Source organism: Janthinobacterium sp. CG_23.3 (assembly GCF_046115965.1).
Classification (GTDB): Bacteria; Pseudomonadota; Gammaproteobacteria; order Burkholderiales; family Burkholderiaceae_D; genus Janthinobacterium.
The window spans coordinates 15,054-32,433 of sequence record NZ_JBJXIB010000065.1 but is presented as its reverse complement, the minus strand read 5'-3'; the positions used below and the strand labels follow the sequence as shown (position 1 = coordinate 32,433).

At 67.3% G+C, this 17,380-nt stretch carries 12 protein-coding genes and 1 pseudogene; all 13 read left to right on the top strand.

Annotated features, from left to right (window positions below; genetic code table 11):
* Positions 1–84 precede the first annotated feature (84 nt).
* Positions 85–1,230: a hypothetical protein gene (locus ACFDR9_RS16015; protein ID WP_409031643.1), complete on the top strand. Its 1,146-nt coding sequence runs from the start codon at positions 85–87 to the stop codon at positions 1,228–1,230.
* Between the two features lie 374 nt (positions 1,231–1,604).
* Positions 1,605–2,063: a type VI secretion system baseplate subunit TssE gene (gene tssE, locus ACFDR9_RS16010; protein WP_409031642.1), complete on the top strand. Its 459-nt coding sequence runs from the start codon at positions 1,605–1,607 to the stop codon at positions 2,061–2,063.
* 16 nt (positions 2,064–2,079) lie between these two features.
* Entirely contained in the window at positions 2,080–3,834 is a 1,755-nt protein-coding gene (gene tssF, locus ACFDR9_RS16005; RefSeq protein WP_409031644.1) for a type VI secretion system baseplate subunit TssF, read from the top strand.
* A complete protein-coding gene (gene tssG, locus ACFDR9_RS16000; protein ID WP_409031641.1) occupies positions 3,822–4,841 on the top strand; it encodes a type VI secretion system baseplate subunit TssG in 1,020 nt (339 codons plus the stop codon). Before tssF ends, tssG begins: the two co-directional genes overlap by 13 nt.
* Positions 4,831–7,464, top strand: coding sequence for a type VI secretion system ATPase TssH (gene tssH / locus ACFDR9_RS15995; protein WP_409031640.1), 2,634 nt, complete (start codon positions 4,831–4,833; stop codon positions 7,462–7,464). The genes tssG and tssH overlap by 11 nt, the downstream gene beginning before the upstream one ends.
* Positions 7,465–7,490: 26 nt before the next feature.
* Positions 7,491–9,497, top strand: coding sequence for a type VI secretion system Vgr family protein (locus ACFDR9_RS15990; RefSeq protein ID WP_409031639.1), 2,007 nt, complete (start codon positions 7,491–7,493; stop codon positions 9,495–9,497).
* The gene (locus ACFDR9_RS15985) at positions 9,498–10,175 is read left to right on the top strand and encodes a toxin-antitoxin system YwqK family antitoxin (protein ID WP_409031638.1); all 678 of its coding nucleotides are present in this window, start codon (positions 9,498–9,500) and stop codon (positions 10,173–10,175) included.
* The gene (locus tag ACFDR9_RS15980; protein WP_026132811.1) at positions 10,175–10,561 is read left to right on the top strand and encodes a DUF4280 domain-containing protein; all 387 of its coding nucleotides are present in this window, start codon (positions 10,175–10,177) and stop codon (positions 10,559–10,561) included. Before ACFDR9_RS15985 ends, ACFDR9_RS15980 begins: the two co-directional genes overlap by 1 nt.
* 18 nt (positions 10,562–10,579) lie before the next feature.
* Positions 10,580–10,789 (top strand): hypothetical protein, encoded by a 210-nt coding sequence (locus ACFDR9_RS15975; RefSeq protein WP_409031637.1) that lies wholly within the window; start codon positions 10,580–10,582, stop codon positions 10,787–10,789.
* Positions 10,786–11,328 (top strand): hypothetical protein, encoded by a 543-nt coding sequence (locus ACFDR9_RS15970; RefSeq protein ID WP_409031636.1) that lies wholly within the window; start codon positions 10,786–10,788, stop codon positions 11,326–11,328. Before ACFDR9_RS15975 ends, ACFDR9_RS15970 begins: the two co-directional genes overlap by 4 nt.
* Before the next feature lie 16 nt (positions 11,329–11,344).
* Positions 11,345–12,676 carry a type VI secretion system baseplate subunit TssK gene (gene tssK / locus ACFDR9_RS15965; RefSeq protein WP_409031635.1) on the top strand — a complete coding sequence of 444 codons (1,332 nt, stop codon included), beginning with the start codon at positions 11,345–11,347 and terminating at the stop codon, positions 12,674–12,676.
* A complete protein-coding gene (locus ACFDR9_RS15960; RefSeq protein WP_409031634.1) occupies positions 12,673–13,470 on the top strand; it encodes a DotU family type IV/VI secretion system protein in 798 nt (265 codons plus the stop codon). The genes tssK and ACFDR9_RS15960 overlap by 4 nt, the downstream gene beginning before the upstream one ends.
* A pseudogene (locus ACFDR9_RS15955) lies at positions 13,395–14,684 on the top strand (type VI secretion system protein); the annotation flags it as partial. The gene ACFDR9_RS15960 and the pseudogene ACFDR9_RS15955, both read left to right, overlap by 76 nt.
* Between the last annotated feature and the right edge of the window lie 2,696 nt (positions 14,685–17,380).

Here is a 17,380-nt window from a genome sequence, read left to right as displayed (position 1 = left end):
TCCAAAACACGCAAAGCCAGGCCGAAGCCGCACAAGCACATGGCCCAAAAACCATGTTAAAAGGTTGGAAAATCCTTAACTTGGGTGGATTGGGTTGTAAGCGGCACCGATTTCCTGCACTCCAATTGGTCCATGCCCGACGGGCAGGCTTGCGAGGGCCGAAAAGTGGCTGTATATGGCGGTTCCGCAACGGCCGCCTGGGTAGTCGAAATGGCTATGCTGAGAAAAATGATTGTAACTATTTGGTTCAAACGACCAGGCGCAGGGAATTTGGACGAGCAGTTCGCTGATGCCTTCCCGCCCGGAAGCCGTAACAATGTCGTTCAAGAGAAGACGGCAGCGTTACGGGAAATTGCGTTTTTGTCTAGAGTTGAGATAGCGAAGGATATCACTCTTGAGCTTGTGATCCACAAGGACTCCCATCCAAAAATTGTTCCCGAAACTCAACATGTGGACGTGCTTGTTTACGCGTTGGGTGCTGGTCATACGACGACGGATGGTATCCCCAGGATTGTATGTCAACAGTTGGCGAAGCAGTTGATTCCATTTTACGACATGAATATGGCGATCAGCAAAAAACCTGCATTGCTTGCCTTGGGAACCCCCGGAAAAGAACTGATGATTGTCGGCTCCGCCATGGCTACAGAGCGAGCGGGATTCGGCGCGAAATCACTCCCTAAATATCTCTCTGAGCAGGAGATCAGGCAGAAGCAGATCGAGCGCGAACTAAGCAAGCTTGCTACGTATGTCGACATTGGCAAATCGCTACCGGCTGCAGCCCGTCCGACTCAAGGCGTCGCTTTGCTGATGGCAGCAATTGAGGCGCTCAACGATTTCATGCCCGGCGAGGCGGTACGATTTGGCCAATACAGGCACCGCGCTGGCCAGAGTTTTCATCCAGTTGGATTTGACTGGAACATTAATTTCAACACGTTCAACCGGACACAACTTGCGGCATATTTTGCCGATACTGAAGACATAGACGTGCCAGCTGCCAATCTTGCCGTCGCTCTAATAGTACACGTTCGGACACTTCCGGACTTTCCGATGGGAATCACATTAGAACACGTCTATATTCTGATCGAAGCGGCCAAAAAATGTGCTAAAGATCTGCCGCCGCTGAGTCGCGCGCTCTTGTATAAAGACGCGATGATTGAATGCTTAACCCGAGATTTGATACGTTCCCCTATATTTCGCGGCTTGCTAAACCTGCCTGTTCCAAAGCTTTGACAGATTCATTTCATTGCACTGCAAAAGGCAGGTTGACGAATTTCCCCGGCCTTGATCCTGAACAACCATTTGATCATCACGGCCTAGCAAGCTATGGTCGGGATTCCTTGCAATGATTGCGCCGGCATGATGGGAAGCACCGTCCGTATCAAATGCACGCCGTTACCATACTGGGAACTAAGTATAAAAATTTTGCGCAGCTGCGCAAAAAGGCGGCGCTTTCCCTCGTAGGTCAGTGTATCAACCCGGCTTACCCATAGATACGCACTTGTTACTAGTGTTACGCGAGACCGGCCGCCTACCATTGACTCCGTACTAACCGATCTACGAAGCGCCTTCTTTCCACCGTAAGCAACCTTGACCAGGGGGATCCCATGAACGCCATGCCAGCCAGCGCACCGATGCCATTGTTCGACCGCCTCTGCGGCAAGTTGCTGGCAACGGAGGACGACGAGATGCGTGATCCAGATGGCCTGCAACACTCGCTGCGGCAAGACATGGTCCGTTTGTTCAATGTGCGCAATGGCCTGACCATTGAGCAGTTCTTGAGCGACTCGCCAACGGCGCTGCACTACGGCCTGCCCGATACGCTGGGAATGTCGCCGCAATCGGCGGCGGATATCGCGCGCTGGGAGCTGGTGGTAGCGCGCGCCATCGCGCTGTACGAACCGCGCCTGTCGCAGGTGCACGTGCATATCACGCACGACGACCACCATCCGGCGGCGGCGCGCATCAATATCGACGCCGCCGTCGCCCTCGGTTGGCATGTGTGCCGCGTGTATTTTCACGTGCTCCTCAATGACGGTACGGCGCAACTGGCTGCGGCCGCGTAAGGACGGGGACGTGACCATGAACAGCCAGGACGACCTGCTCGAATACTATCGCCGCGAGTTGAGCTACCTGCGCACGCAGTCGGCCGATTTCGCCGCGCGCTATCCGAAAGTCGCGCGCCACCTGATGTTGACGGGCGCCGAGACGGCCGATCCGCATACCGAGCACATGATCGAGTCGGTGGCCTTTGTCACTGCCCGCCTGCACCGCGATCTGGATCGCGATCAACCCGCCGTGGCCGGCGCCATGCTCGACAATCTGTGTCCCAATCTGACGCAGCCGGTACCCGCCATGACCGTCGTGCAGATGGCGCTTGATCCCACCGAAGGCAAGGTCACGGCCGGCATGCCGGTACGGCGCGGAACCATGCTGTCGGCCAGCGCCGCTAGCGGCGAACAGTGCCGATTCCAGGTGGCGTGGGACACGACCTTGTGGCCGCTGCGGGTGGCGAACATCGCGCAGGACGACCCGCGCACGCTGCGCCTGGACTTCCAGACCGACGCCGGCATCGATGTCGCCGAGCTGGAGTTGGACACCTTGTCCCTGCACCTGACAGGGGACCTGATGACGACGATGCCTCTGCACGAGATGCTTCTCAGTTCCCTGGAGCGCGTGGAACTGCTTGGTGACAGTGGCGTGCATCGCCTGTCGCCCCGCCAGTTGACGGAAGTCGGTTTCGGCGAAGACGAGGCGATGTTATGCAAGCCCGGTCATGCCCACCCCGCCTACGGCCTGGTGCAGGAATACTTCGCCTTCCCCCGCAAGTTCCAGTTCTTCGACCTGAGCGGTCTGCGTGGGCGCCTGGGCAGCGGTAGCCGTTTTTCGGTGCGCCTGGTCTTCACCCACAGCGCGCCGGTGCTGTCGCTGCTGACGCATGACAATGTGCTGCTCAACTGCGTGCCGACGGTGAACCTGTTCCCCGTCACCAGCGAGCCGATCGCCTTCAATCGCCGCCATTACGAATACCTGCTGGTGCCCGACCGCCGCCGCGACGCCGTCATGGAGGTGCACTCGATCGTATCGGTGACGGCGTCCGATCCGCACGCCGAGCGCAGCGTGCAGATTCCCAACGCCTTCGCCGACGCCGATGTGGATGGCGAGGGCGCGCCAATGAGTTGGACCATGCGCCGCGAAACCAGCCTGCGCAAGGGCATCAACGGCACCGACGTGTATCTCAGCTTTATCGAAGGCGGCAATGTGCGCGCCGCCTTGCCGGAGCAGGTGATGTACGCCCAACTGCTTTGCACCAACCGCCAGTTGGCCGACCAGATCGAGCCGGGCACCCGCTTCTACGGCGACGGCATTGCCGCTTCCACCGTCATTCGCGCGTTGTACCCGCCAAGCGCCCAGCGCGCGCCGGCCGCCGCCACCAAGGCGCTGTGGTCGCTGGTGTCGCTGATGCGCCTGAACCACCACTCGCTGGTCCACGGCGGCGCCAGCGTACTGACCTTGCGGCGGATGCTGATGCTGTTCGCCGGCGGCAGCGCGCGCGACCAGGTCCAGATACGCGGCATCGAGCGCCTGCGCGCAAGCAGCGCCATGGCGCGCATTGGCGGCGACACGTGGCGCGGCCACTGCCGCGGCACCGACATCGAACTCGAATTCGATGCGGACGCCTTCGCCGGATCGTCGCCGCTGGTGCTGGCCGCGGTGCTGGCCCGCTTTTTCGCGCTGTACACCACCGCCAACTCCTTCGTGCGACTGTCCGTCGTGCGGCGTGGCGAACTGTGGAAGCAGTGGCCAGCCATGGTGGGGCGACAATGCCTGATCTGATCGCCCAGCTGCGCCGCGCGCCGCACGAGTTCAACCTGTTCCAGGCCATCAGCCTGCTCGAACGCAGCGAACCATCGCGTGCGCCGGTCGGCACCGGACAGGGTATCGATGAAGCGGTGCGACTGGCAGGCCAGACCGACTTCGCCTTCCCGGCGAGCGACATTGCCAGCCTGGGCGACAGCGCCCGGCCGGGTCCACCCTTGATGCTGCGCACCGCCGCGCTGACACTGGCGGGCGGGCATGGCCCGATCGCCACGCCGTTCACGGAAATGCTGCTGGAGCAGCGCCGCCAGCGCGACCACGCGGGACTCGATTTCCTCGACATTTTCAATCAGCGCCTGATCGGCTTCTGGTACCGCAGCCGCTGCAAGCGGCATCTGGCCCTGCGCCCGCACGCGCGGGAAAGCGCTGCGCTGGTGCGGGCACTGGACGCGCTGTCGGGACTGGGCCGTGCCGAAGGCGCGCGCGGACCGGATGGCGAACAGGCTTGGCTGCGCCACGCCGCGCTGCAAAGCGCCGCGCCGCGCTCCATGGCGACCTTGCTGGCGCTGCTGCGCGACCGCATCGGCGTCGCCTTTGCCGGACGGCAGATGGTCGGCCGCTGGCACGCGCTGGCCCCGCGCGACCATGCCCGCCTAGGCCAACAGCAGCTGGGCATGGGCGCCAGTCTCGGCGCGCGCGCCTGGGACCAGTCGGCGGCGATGGCGCTCACGACAGCGCCATTGGCGCCTGCGCAGTTCGCCGCGCTGCTGCCGTCGGGCGACCAATACGGCCTGCTTGGCTGGCTGGTGGCCCGCCATCTGCAGCAAGACATCAGCGTAAGCCTGCAACCGGCGTTGGCCGCGCAACCGGCCAGCCGTCTCGGCGGGGCGCAGGCGCTGGCGCCGCGCCTGGGGCAAAGCGCCTGGCTGTGCAGCGGCGCCAGCAGCGCACGAGCGTACCAACAACCGCGCTTCGACCTGCGCGCCCAAGCACCACTGACCGGAGCTGATGGCCATGCAAATTGATATCCGCACGCTCATGTCGAAGCTCAACCCGGAGTGCAAGCGCGCGATGGGCCGCGCGGCCGAACTGTGCGTCCAGCAGACCCATTTCAACGTCGAACTGGAGCACCTTTTGCTGGCGCTCATCGAAGCGAACGCCCCGGACCTGGCGCTGATGCTCGCGCACTTCGGCATCGACGCGGATGCGGTGCGCACCCAGACGCAAGCGAGCCTTGATGGCTTCAAACGCGGCAACGGCCGTACCCCGGCCTTGTCGCCCAACTTCACGGCGATGTTCCAGGAAGCCTGGTTGAACAGTTCCATGCGGCTGGGCGCGCAGCAGATCCGTTCCGGCACCGTGCTGCTGGCAATGCTGGAGCTGGACAGCCTGCGTGGCGTGCTGATCGAGACCGCGCCGGCCTTGCTGAAGATCCCCCGCGACCGTCTTAAAGCCGATCTGGCGCAACTGTTGGCGCAATCGGCCGAAGACGCCGGTCCCGCGTCGGGCACGCCCGTGGCGCCGGCGGGCGCCTCGCCGGCACTGGACCAGTACACCGTCGACATGACCGCGCTGGCGCGCGCCGGGCGCATCGACCCGGTACGCGGGCGCAATGCCGAGATCCGCCAGATCATCGACATTTTGCTGCGCCGCCGCCAGAACAACCCCATCCTCACCGGTGAAGCCGGCGTCGGCAAGACCGCCGTGGTCGAGGGCTTTGCCGTGCGCGTGGCGCAGGGCGGCGTGCCGCCGGCGCTGGCCAATGTGCGCGTCTGCTCGCTCGACCTGGCGCTGTTGCAGGCCGGCGCCGGGGTGCGCGGCGAGTTTGAACACCGCCTCAAATCCGTCATCGCCGAAGTGCGCGCCTCGGCCACGCCAATCATCCTGTTCATCGACGAAGCGCATCAGCTGATCGGCGCGGGCGGCACCGAAGGGCAGGGCGACGCCGCCAACTTGTTGAAGCCAGCCCTGGCACGCGGCGAGCTGCGCACCATCGCCGCCACCACCTGGGCCGAGTACAAGAAACACGTGGAACGCGATCCGGCGCTGGCGCGGCGCTTCCAGGTGGTGAAGGTGGACGAACCGACGCCGGAAGCGGCCATCGGCATGTTGCGCGGCATGGTGGACGTGTTGACCCGTCACCACCAGGTGGAAATTTTGGATGAAGCCGTGCGCGACGCGGTGCGCCTGTCGCACCGCTATATTACCGGGCGCCAGCTGCCGGACAAGGCGATCAGCGTGCTCGATACGGCCTGCGCGCGGGTCGCCCTGGCGCTTGCCGGCACGCCGCCGCAGCTGGAGTCGGTCGAGCACGAAATCATGCTGGCGGTCGAGGAGCTGCGCATTTTGCGCAAGCAGCTGGCGCGCGGCGAGGGTGACGGCGCCCAGGCCGATCAAGTGGCGGCTGCGCTCTCCCGTTTGCATGCGCGCCGTGCGCAGCTGCGCGACAAGCTCGCCGAGGAACGGCGTGCGGTGGACGAGATCCTGATCCTGCGCCGCCGCATCGCCGAGCGCAGCGACGGCAGCGAAGAGCAGCAAGCCGACGCCGCCCAGCTGCAACGCTTGCAAAAGGGCTTGGAGACGATACAGGACGGCGAAGCGCTGGTGCCGGTGTGCGTCGATTCGGCCACGGTCGCCGATGTGATTTCGGGCTGGACCGGCATCCCGGTTGGCAAGATGCTCGCCGATGAAATTCACACCGTGTTGCAGCTGCACGAGCGCCTGTGCGAGCGCGTGGTCGGGCAGGACCAGGCGCTGGACGCCATCGCCAGCCGCGTGCGTACCTTCCGCGCTGAGCTGGACGACCCTGGCAAGCCGGTCGGGGTATTCATGCTGGTCGGCCCCAGCGGCGTCGGCAAGACCGAGACCGCCTGCGCGCTGGCCGACATGCTCTACGGCGGCGAGCGCAATCTGATCACCATTAATATGTCGGAGTTCCAGGAGGCGCATTCCATCTCCAGCCTGAAAGGCGCGCCACCGGGCTACGTCGGCTACGGCAAGGGCGGCGTCTTGACCGAGGCGGTGCGGCGCCGGCCCTACAGCGTGGTGCTGCTCGACGAGATGGAAAAAGCCCATCCCGACGTGCTGGAACTGTTCTTCCAGGTGTTCGACAAGGGCACCATGGACGATGGCGAGGGTGTCTCGATCAACTTCAAGAACACCTTGATCCTGCTGACGTCGAACGCGGCCCAGGACGTGATCACTGAAGCCTGCCAGGCCTCGCGCGGCGCGCCGCCCGACCCGGCCGCGCTGGTTGAGCGCCTGCGCCCGGTGTTGCTGCGCCAGTTCAGCCCCGCCTTCCTTGGCCGCGTGGTGCTGGTTCCGTATTACCCGCTGGGCGACGCCGAAATCAGCGTCATCGCCGAGATGAAGCTGGCCAGGCTTGCCGAGCGCTTCAGCGCCAATCACCAGGCGCGCTTCAGCTGGGACGACGCCGTCACCGCGGCCATCACCGCGCGCTGCACCGAGGTCGATAGCGGCGCCCGCAACATCGATTTCATCCTGACCCAGACCGTGCTGCCGCGGTTGTCGTCGCAGGTCCTGGAGCGCATGTCCACCGCCTGCGCATTCTGCGCGGTCCATATGCGCATGGATGGCGAGCAGTTCGCGTACAGCTTTCGCGATAGCCCGGTGCGGGGTGCGGCGTGAAGGATAACTTTAAACAGGCTGGCGGCATGTTGCGGCTCAGCTCCCCGCTGGGCGCCGATGACCTGCTGCTCGACAGCATGGAGGGCAGCGAGGGCTTGTCCGAGTTGTTCAAGTTCAGTCTGCACATGCGCTCGGGCAGCACGTCGCTCAGCGCGGAGGCGGTGGTCGGGAAAAATATGACGGTGACGATCAGCGTCCCGGGCGCGGCCCCACGCCACGTCGGCGGAATGGTGGCGCGCTTCGTCCAGACGGGACAGGACAAGGACTTCGCCGTCTACGAGGCCGAGCTGGTCCCCGCGCTATGGCTGTTGACCCTGTCGCGCGACCGCAAGGTCTTTTCGAACCAGAGCGTGGACGCGATTGTGCGCGATGTACTGACCTTGTTTGGCATTTCCTTTGACTCAAAACTGGCAGGCGTCTATCCCAAGCGCGACTATTGCGTGCAGTACGACGAAAGCGCCTTCGACTTCGTCTCGCGGCTCATGGAGCAGGCCGGCATCGTTTACTACTTCACCTTCAGCGCCGGGGGCCACCGCATGGTGCTGGCCGATGCGCCGGCGCACTTCGCCGACTGCGACGGCGGCGCCGAGATCCGCTTCTGGCCGGGCACCGGCCTGACCAAACCGGCCGACACGGTCACGCGCTTCGCCCATGAGCACCGCGTCGCGCTGCAGAAGGCGACGGTGAGCGACTACGACTTCCGCACGCCCGACACCTCGCTCGAAGGCAGTTTCGCAGGGACCGCAGGCAAGGGCGCCATCTATGAATTCGCCAGCGGCCAGCCGACGCTCGATGCGGCCAAGGCGCTGGCCCAGCTCCGGGTGGAGGCCGGCCAGGCGGGCGCGCGGCTGCTGCATGGCGACAGCTACTGCCACGCCTTCGCCGCCGGCACGCGATTCACGCTGTCCGGCCACTTCGTGCCGGCGCTGAACGCGGCCTTCGTGCTGCGCCGCGTGCGCCATAGCGCGCGCGCCGACAGTTATACGAATACCTTCGAGGCGTTTCCCGCAGCCGTGCCGTTCCGTCCAGTGGCGCAGACCCCGCGCCCGCGCGCAGGCGGCTGCGAAACGGCGATGGTGGTAGGGCCGGCGGGCGAGGAAATCTGGACCGACCGGCACGGCCGTATCAAGGTGCATTTTGCGTGGGACCGGGGCGCCAACGACCATGAACGGGCGCCGTGGATACGCGTGGCCCAGGCGTCCGCCGGCAAGGGCTTTGGCGCGCTGTTCCTGCCGCGCGTGGGCCACGAGGTTGTCATCAGCTACCTCAACGGCGACCCGGACCGGCCGCTCGTCACCGGTAGCGTCTACAACGGCAACAACACGACGCCGGCCGAACTGCCGGCCAATCAGACCCAGTCGATCCTGCGTACGCGTTCATCCAAGCAGGGCACGGCCGGCAATGAACTGCGCTTCGAGGATAAAAAAGACGCCGAGCAGCTGTACCTGCACGCGCAGAAGGACATGCTGGTCGAGATTGAAGACGCCCTCACCACCACGCTCAAGAAAGGCGCCGAGCTGCATACCCTGGAAGAAGGCGACCGCACGCTGGAACTCAAAAAGGGCAAGGAGATCCACACCGTGGCCGGCACCCGCGCCGTCTCCGTCAAGGGGGACGAAACCCATGCCAACGAAGCCAAGTTCACGCACACGGTCAAGGGCGACTGTGCGCTCACCGTCGACGGCAGCTTGACCATCACCGTCAAGGGCGCCATCAAGATCGTCACGCAGGACGCGCTGTCGCTGGAGGCGGCCAAGGCGCTGTTGGCCAAGGCCGGCGAGACGCTGACCAACGACGCGGGCAAGGCGCTGACCAACAAGGCCGGCACTGAGCTGATCAACAAGGCCGGCACCGCGCTGACCTGCGAAGCGGGCACCGACCTGAGCAGCAAGGCCGGCAAGGCGCTGCTGCACAGCGCGGGCCTGAAGATCGAGAGCAAGGCGCCCATCATCAATAGCAAGGCCGACGCCGCGCACACGGTGGAAGCGGGCGCCAACCTGACGCTCAAGGGCGCGCTGACAAAGGTGAACTAGATGACGACGACCATCGAAGAGCACGACGACAAGGGCCAGCTGCTGCTGCGCTGTGGAATGGCCGGCGGCGCGCTGCATGGCCCGCTGGAACAGTTCGGCGCTACAGGCTTGCCGGCCATGACCGCGCATTTCGAGGACGGCAAGCTGCATGGCGCCATGGCGGTGTATGGCCCCGACGGCGCGCTGGTGCAGCGCAGCGTGTATCGGCACGGGGTCGCGCACGGTTTGATGGAGACCTTCGTCAATGGGCGCCGGGTGGCTGCGCAAAGCATGACCGATGGCGTGGCCAACGGCCCGTCGCTGTCGTTCGACGAAGCCGGCCAGATGACGGCGCGGCTACCGCTCGCGGACGGCAAGCTGGAAGGGCCGGCCGCCTTTTATCACGAGGGCCGCCAGGTGCGCAGCGCCCATTACCGGGATGGCCTGCTGGACGGCGAATCGGTCGATCACGACGCCCAGGGCGCAGTGGTGCAGCGCTGTACCTACCGCGCCAATCTGCTGTGCGGCCCGGTGCGGCGCTACTGGCCCAACGGCGCGCTGATGGAGGAGCTGCTGTACCGCGACGGCGTGCCGTGCGGCCAACCGGCGCGCTTCAATCAGCGCGGCAAGCGGCTCGGCAACGCCGAGGCGGCGCCCATGCTGTTCGATCGGATCAAACAACTGCTAAGGGGGGAATGATGGGACAACAAGTTTGCGGCGGGGCGATGCTGAAATGCTCGTTCGGTCTCGCGCCCGGCACCTTGAATGTACTGCCACTGAGCCAGGTGATGACGTCGATGGCCGACGCCAACATCATGGATAACAAACCCATGGTCAACATCATGCCGTTCGGCATGTGCACGTCGCTGGCCAACCCACTGGTTGCCGCGGCGACGGCGGCGGCGTTGGGCGTGCTGGTGCCCATGCCGTGCATTCCGCTGACCACCGCGCCGTGGATGCCCGGTTCGCCGACGGTCTTGCTGGGCGGCCTGCCAGCGTTGAACAACGCGTCAAAGCTGATGTGCATGGCCGGCGGCGTGATCGAAATTTCCGTGCCCGGTCAGACGACCGTGGTGCTTCCTTAACCTTGTCTGGCGAGGCCGATGATGGAATACCGATTCAACTTCACACCGCGACTGGTGGTGCTGGGTGTGCTCGCAGGCGTGGCGCTGCTGGTTCTGCTGTTCTCGCTGGGCTTCCAGCTGGGCGTGCGCATGGCCGCCGAGCCGGCCGCCGCGGTGTCGCTCGAACGCGCCGCGTCGGCGTCGACTCCGGCGTCGGCGTCGACGCCGGAGTCGAAGGCCACGCCATGAGCGCCGCACGCACCCGGTGGCGGCGCCCGCGGTACCCGGCTTGGATGCGTGCCGCCGCCGCGCTGGTGGCCGTTGCGGCGCTGGCGGGCTGCGGCGCCGTGGCGGGCGCGCGCGCGCTGGTGGGCCTGGCGCCGGCGCCGGCCAAACCCGGCTGGACCAGCGTCACGCTCGCCGCCGCCGCCGACGCCAATGCCGACAGCGCGCTGGCGGTCGATATCGTGCTGGTCAAGGACAAGGCCATGCTCGAGAGCCTGTCCGCGATGTCGGCGGCCAAGTACTTTGGCGCGCGCGAGAACCTGCAACGCACCTTCCCCGAGGCGCTCACCGTGCTGGCGGTGGAAATCACGCCGGGACAGCAAATCCGCCTCGACGCCAAGCGCTTCGCCAAGGAGCGCGCCTGGGCGGCGCTGGTCTTTGCCAACTACGCCGCCCCCGGCGAGCACAGGCTGCGCCTGCTGCTGGATAACGCGGGTTATGTGCTGCAACTGAACGCGCAGGAGTTCAGTGCCAGCGATATCAAGCCGGGCAGCGCCCGCTAACCGAGGAAACATCGTCATGGCCGAAGCACAACTGTTTGACCGTATCCAGTGGCACGAGGGCATGCTGCTCAGCCCACAGCAGTTCCAGCAGGAGAGCGCCCGCGTCGACGCGCTCGTCGCGTGGCAATCGCTGGCGGCGCAGCCGGCCGCCTGGGGGGTGCGCCGGCTGGTGCTGGACGAGGCGCGCCTGACCACCGGCACGCTGCGGGTGCTGGCGATCGAGGCGATCCTGCCCAACGGCATGGCGGTGCGTTTCGACGCCGCGCAGGCGCAGGGCCAGGAACTGGAACTCGACCTGGCGCCGTACGCCCAGCGCATGGAGCAGGGCGATCTGCCGGTCTACCTGGCGGTCGGCGCGGCGCGTTCGCTGCATCTGCCGGGCCAGCCGGCCATGTTCCGCGGGCTGGAAGGCGGCGCCGTCGACGACGAGGTGTCGCAGGCGCTGGCCTGCGAGGTGCCGCGCATGAGCGCCAATTTGCAGCTCATCGCCGGCAAGGCGCCCGGCGCCGCCTACGTCGCCCTGCACCTGGCGAATCTGCGCAAGGAGAACGAAATCGTGCGCCGCGGCGCGTTCTGGCCGGCCCAGCTTGAAGTGCCGGCCGACTCCAGCCTGTGCCGGCGCGCGGGCGAGCTGGCCGCGCACATGCGCAGCAAGGCGGTGTTCCTGGCGCGCCAGAACGTGGCGCCGTCGTCGCGGCTGGAGGACCGTTTGGCGCTGCTCGAGCAGCAGGCCCGGCTAACCGGCCTGGTGCTGCACCTGCCGCTGCTCGAGGCGGTGCTGCGCGGGCCGGTGCTACAGCCGCAGCCGCTGTACCTGGCACTGTGCGCCCAGCTTGGCGCGCTGGCGGCGCTGCGTCCCGGCGCGGTGCCGATGGCGCCGCCGCCGTACCGCCACGCCGACAGCTACGCCGCGTTCGACAGCGTGCTGCTGGCCTTGCAGGACCTGGTCGACGAGGTCAGCCAGGACTGGAAGAGCTGCACTTTCGACTTCGACGGCCAGGCGTTCGGGCTGCCGATGCGCGCCGAGTGGCTCGGCCAGCGCCTGGTGGTGGGCGTGCGCGGCCAGGGCGAGCGCGAGCTGGACCAGTGGATGGGTGGCGCCGTGATCGGCTCGCGCACCATCTGGCCGTCGCTGTGCGAACGCCGCATGCTGGGGGCCGTGCGCACCCGGATCGACAACGCGCCGGAACTTGGCCTGCGCGCCAGCGCCGGTTACACCCTGTTTGGCATCGACATGTCGGAGCAGTTCATCGTCGCCGAGCAGGCGCTGCAGATCAGCAATATCAACGAACACCTGGCGGCCCACCGGCCGCAGGAACTTGTCCTGTTCATCAAAGGCTCAGCATGACTATCCATGACAATCCGGGTGCGGCCGGCGGCGCGGCGGCGGCCGGCGGCGACGACCTGCCGTCGCTCCAGTTCCGCCACTTCGCGGCCGTGCTCACGCAAGCCGCCGCCGCCGCCGTCGCGCTAGGCGAAACCGATGCGCGCGCCGGCGCCGAGGCGCTGAGCCGCCAACTGGCGCAACTCATCGAGCTGCAAACGCTGGAGGCCGGGCGGCGCGGCGGCAAGGCCGGCTTCGAGGCGGAGTTGCAGGGGCGCTTCCTGAAGGCGGCGCTGGCCGATGAAGTGCTGCTCCACACCGACTGGGCCGGCCGCGGCCATTGGCGCCATGTGCTGCTGGAGGCGAACCTGTTCAATTCGGCCCACGCCGGCCAGCAGGTTTTTGCCGACATCGATCAGCTGCTGCGCGAGCGTGAACCGGCGCGGCGCGGTGTGGCCCGCCTGTACCTGTACCTGCTGTCGCTCGGTTTCCAGGGGCGCTATCGCGACGGCGCCGGCTTGGCGCGGATTGCCGACTACCGGCGCGAGCTGTTCCAGTTCATTTACCAGCGCGCCGCCGACCTGGGCGGACGCGAAGCCGTCGTGGCCGAGCAAGCGTACGCGAGCACGCTGTCGCAGGGCGGCGGCCGGCGCCTGCCCAAGTTGAGCCGCCGCGGCGTGGCGTTGGCGCTGGCGATGCTGCTGTTGCTGGGTCTGTCCGAGATCGCCTGGCTTTGGCAGTCATGGCCGGTGCGCCAGGCCGTCGGCGCGTCCCTGGCGAGCGCGCTCATCGCACCAAGCGGGGTGACGCCATGTTGACCTATTTGTCCGATAACCTGGCCATTGCCACGCTGTCGCTGGTCACGCTGCTGGTGATCGCCCTGCTTGGCCTGATCGTCAGCGCGGCCTTGCGCGGTAGCGGCCAGGCGGGCGCCGCCAATGCCGACGGCCAGCTGCGCACGCTGGGCGCGGAATCGCTGCGCCAGTCCTTCCGCAGCGCGGTGAAACTGATCGAATCGAACCTGGCCGCGCGCTCCGAACGTTACAAGTTGTCGTGGACGCTGCTGCTCAACGACAGCGCGCAACGCCCGTTGCCGCTGGCGCAGTCCGGCCTGTCCAGCGCGCTCAGCGCCGACAGCACCCTGAGCGCGGCCGCGCAAGGCATCGACTGGCATTTCTTCGACAACGGCGTGATCGTCCAGCTACAGGCCGGCCACCTCGGTTCGCCCGACCCCGACAGCGCGTCGAGCAATGGCGTGTGGGACGATTTTCTCGGCCTGTGCCGCGGCTACCGGCCGCAGCGCCCGTTCGACAGCATCGTGCTGGCGCTGCCGTGCGCGGCCCTGCTGCAAACCGATCCGCAGGGCCAGCTCGACCTGGTGGCGCGCGCCAAGGCGGTTCACCGGCGCCTGTGGCTGGCGCAAAACCGTCTGGCGCTGCGCTTTCCGATCTATCTGGTGGTGTCCGAATGCGACGCGCTGCCGGGCTTTGCCACCTTTGGCGCCGCCTTGCCCGAGCCGCTGCGCCGCTCGATGCTGGGCTGGTCGTCGCCGTACGAGCTGGTGGCGCCGTTTCGCGACCAGTGGGCCGACAGCGCCATGGACGAGATCGTGCGCGCGGCGGGCGACCACTGCGCCGAACTGTGCGCGCTGGAGCCGGCCGGCGCCGACAGCAGCGCCTACTTTATGCTGCCGGCCGAACTGGAGCGCCTGCGCGCCGGCCTCAAGCTGTTCTGCGAAGAATTGATGCGCCCCAGCGCCTACCATGAACCCTTCCTGTTGCGCGGCATGTACCTGACCGGCGATTGCAGCGACGCGGCGGCGCTGGTCGCCGCGATGCCGGCGCCGTCCATCGGCCAGCCGGCCGCGGCCACCCTGGCTGCGGCGGAGCCCGGCCGGCCCGCGGCGCCCGGCACGGCCGACGCCATGCCGGTATTCTTGCGCGACATCTTCGAGCGCAAAATCTTCGCCGAAGTGGGCCTGGTGCAGTCATCCTCGCAGCGCATGCGCCGCCCCGCCGCGAGCCGCGTCGCCGCCTGGGTGGCGCTGGCGCTGCCGCTGCTGTGGGGTGTCGGCCTGGTGGTCGCCACCGTGCGCCTGCATCAATTGGGCGCCGACCTGGTTGGCGACCTGAACGTGCTGAACAACGACACCCGCGTCAGCCTGCAAAACGAGCGGGCCGGAATCCACAACCCGCAGCGCAGCCAGCAGCGCGCCACCGAGGCGCTGCTCAGCATCGAGCAGCTGGGCGCCGCCCATTTCAGCTCGGTCTTCATGCCCGGTTCCTGGCCGCTGTTCGACGATCTGCACCGGCGCGTGGTTGGCCGGCTTGAACAGGGCTTCGCCGACAACGCCTTCGACCCGTTGCGGCGCGCCGCGCTCAGCCGGCTGAGCCAATTGACCGGGGTGCCGATCGAGCCGGACAGCGGCGCGCTGATCGCCGGCGCCCAGTGCACGACGCCGGCCGGCTGGAGCGATCAGGCGGCCATGCCGGCCGCGAACGCGCTGAACGTGGAAGACTTGCCGCAGTTTGCCGCCACGCTGGGGTATCTGGCGCGGCTCGATGAACTGGACCGCGTGATCGGCGCCATGCTGCGGTTGAAGCGGATTGACGCCGGACCGGCCTCGGGCGCCGATCTGGCGCTGGTGGTGCGGGTGCTGCTGGGTGTAGAGTTGAACGGCGCCCCGGGGCGCACCGCCGCCGTGTTTCGCGCCGTGGCGCAGCGCGAACCGTCGCTGGCGCTGGAACCGATGCAGGCGGCGGCGCGCTGCGCGCTGCAACTGGCCAGCACGGCCATGTACCGGCGCCTGTTCGACGACAACGGCCTGCTGCGTTCCGAACGGACGGTGGCCGCCAGCATGGCCAGTTTGTTCGACGGCGGCCAGCCCGGCGCCGGTCTGGCCGAGCGGCTGCGGGTGTGGCAGACGCTGCGCGATACGCTCGACCTTGAGCAAAACCAGTTCGCCGGCGGGAAGGGCGGCTGGATGGTACAGGGCAGTGTGAACCTCGGCGCCGCGCACGAGGCAATGATGGCGCGTATCAACGCCAATTCGCTGCTGGGAAAACCCGCCGCGCAGGACACGCGGCGCCTGGCCGCCGATGGCTTTGGCCGCTTTGTGGTGGCCAGGGATGCCGCGCTGTCCGCGGCGAGCCCGGTCGACGGCAGCGGCGACAATCTGCTGTGGTCCGGCGCCGCCTGGGCGTTTTCGCCGCAGCGCAAGGCGATGCTGGAGTCGGTGGCGGCGCTGGTGTCGCAGCCGTGGATGAAAGCCGGCGTGCCGGCGCGGCTACCGGCGTTGGCGCCCGGCGCCACCGTCAGCTGGAACAAGGCGCTGCTGGAGCAGGCCGGCCAACTGGCCGAAGCGCGCAAGGGCTTTCAGGCCGGGACCTACACCAAGCTGCCTGCCAGGCTTCAGCAACCGGCCGCCGCGCTGGCCGACCAGGCGCTGGCCGGCGCCGCGCACAGTCTGTTGACGCAGGCGCTGACCGTGGCGCCGGTCGAACTGCCGAGCGGCGCCAGCGACGCCGAGCGCGCCAGCGTGCTGCGCGTGCGCGCCTGGCTGCTGGAAATCGGGGCGGCCGACGTCACCGCCGAGCTGGACGCGGTGCTGGTGCGCGACGCCATGTCGCGCCTGCAGCGCCTCGACGACGTCTTCAACGCGGCCGACGTGTTCGTGCCGCGCGAGCGCGCGTTCCAGTCGTGGAAGGGCGAGAAGGGCGCGCTGCTGGACGCCTTTGGCGGCGGCGACGCGGCCGCGCTGGGCGCCTACGTGGCCCAGCAGCAGGAGTTCGTCGACACCGCGGCCGGCCAGGCCGAGGCCGTGCTGGCGCAGCTGACGCATGTCTCGGCCGGGCAGCCGCTGGTGAGCCGCTGGCAAGCCATCGTGGCCGACATGCGCCGCTACCGGCTCAAGAGTCCGGCCAGTTCGCTGATGGCGGTGGAGCAGTTCATCGTCGGCGGCAGCGCCGAAATCGACCTTGGCAACTGCACCAGCAAGCTCGGTTCGCGCGCCGGCCAGCGCCGCGGCGCCGACGTGTTTGCCGAGCGCTTGCAAAGTTTGCAGAACGGCTTGCTGGCACGCTGCCGCGAACTGGCGGCCAGCCGTTACAGGAACGAATGGGAGCGCTTTGCCGAGGTGTACAACCGCGACCTGGCGCGGCGCGCGCCGTTCCTTGCGCGCCCGAGGGGCGACGCGGCGCCGGCCGACCGCGACGCGGTGGGCGCGGCGATGAACCAGTTCGACCGCGCCCGCGCGGCCAGTGCGCTGGCGGAACGCGAGCCGGGCGTGCCGGGCGCCAGCGCCGCGGTACGCGCCGCTGGGGAACAGCTGCGCCGCATGCGCGAAGTGCTGGCGCCGCTGTATCCAGTCGAGCCGGGGCAGGCGGGCGGGCTGGACGTGGCGGTGCAGTTTCGCGCCGCCGGCCCGGCCGAGGCCGAGGCCAACCAGATCATCGATTGGAGTCTGAGCATCGGCGCGGCCACGCTGCGGCTGGCCGACCCGGCGCGCGCGCTGCGCTGGGAGCCGGGCATGCCGGTGCTGTTGTCACTGCGCTTGGCGCGCGACGGCAGCGGCGTGCCCAAGGCCGAGCCGGGCCAGCCCAACATGGCGGTCTCCGAGCGCACCGTCAGCTACCGCTTCGACGACCCATGGGCGCTGTTTAGCTTTATCGGCGCCTACCGGGATGGCGACGCGGCCGACGGCGAGCAGCGCGCGCCGCTGCTGCGCTT

Excerpts from the sequence above, each read along its gene's own strand:
- ACFDR9_RS15980 (WP_026132811.1), top strand. The coding sequence starts at position 10,175 with ATGGGACAACAAGTTTGCGGCGGGGCGATGCTGAAATGCTCGTTCGGT.
- tssG (WP_409031641.1), top strand. The coding sequence starts at position 3,822 with ATGCCTGATCTGATCGCCCAGCTGCGCCGCGCGCCGCACGAGTTCAAC.
- tssE (WP_409031642.1), top strand. The coding sequence starts at position 1,605 with ATGAACGCCATGCCAGCCAGCGCACCGATGCCATTGTTCGACCGCCTC.
- tssH (WP_409031640.1), top strand. The coding sequence starts at position 4,831 with ATGCAAATTGATATCCGCACGCTCATGTCGAAGCTCAACCCGGAGTGC.
- ACFDR9_RS15990 (WP_409031639.1), top strand. The coding sequence starts at position 7,491 with ATGTTGCGGCTCAGCTCCCCGCTGGGCGCCGATGACCTGCTGCTCGAC.
- tssK (WP_409031635.1), top strand. The coding sequence starts at position 11,345 with ATGGCCGAAGCACAACTGTTTGACCGTATCCAGTGGCACGAGGGCATG.
- ACFDR9_RS15985 (WP_409031638.1), top strand. The coding sequence starts at position 9,498 with ATGACGACGACCATCGAAGAGCACGACGACAAGGGCCAGCTGCTGCTG.
- ACFDR9_RS15970 (WP_409031636.1), top strand. The coding sequence starts at position 10,786 with ATGAGCGCCGCACGCACCCGGTGGCGGCGCCCGCGGTACCCGGCTTGG.
- ACFDR9_RS15960 (WP_409031634.1), top strand. The coding sequence starts at position 12,673 with ATGACTATCCATGACAATCCGGGTGCGGCCGGCGGCGCGGCGGCGGCC.
- ACFDR9_RS15975 (WP_409031637.1), top strand. The coding sequence starts at position 10,580 with ATGATGGAATACCGATTCAACTTCACACCGCGACTGGTGGTGCTGGGT.
- tssF (WP_409031644.1), top strand. The coding sequence starts at position 2,080 with ATGAACAGCCAGGACGACCTGCTCGAATACTATCGCCGCGAGTTGAGC.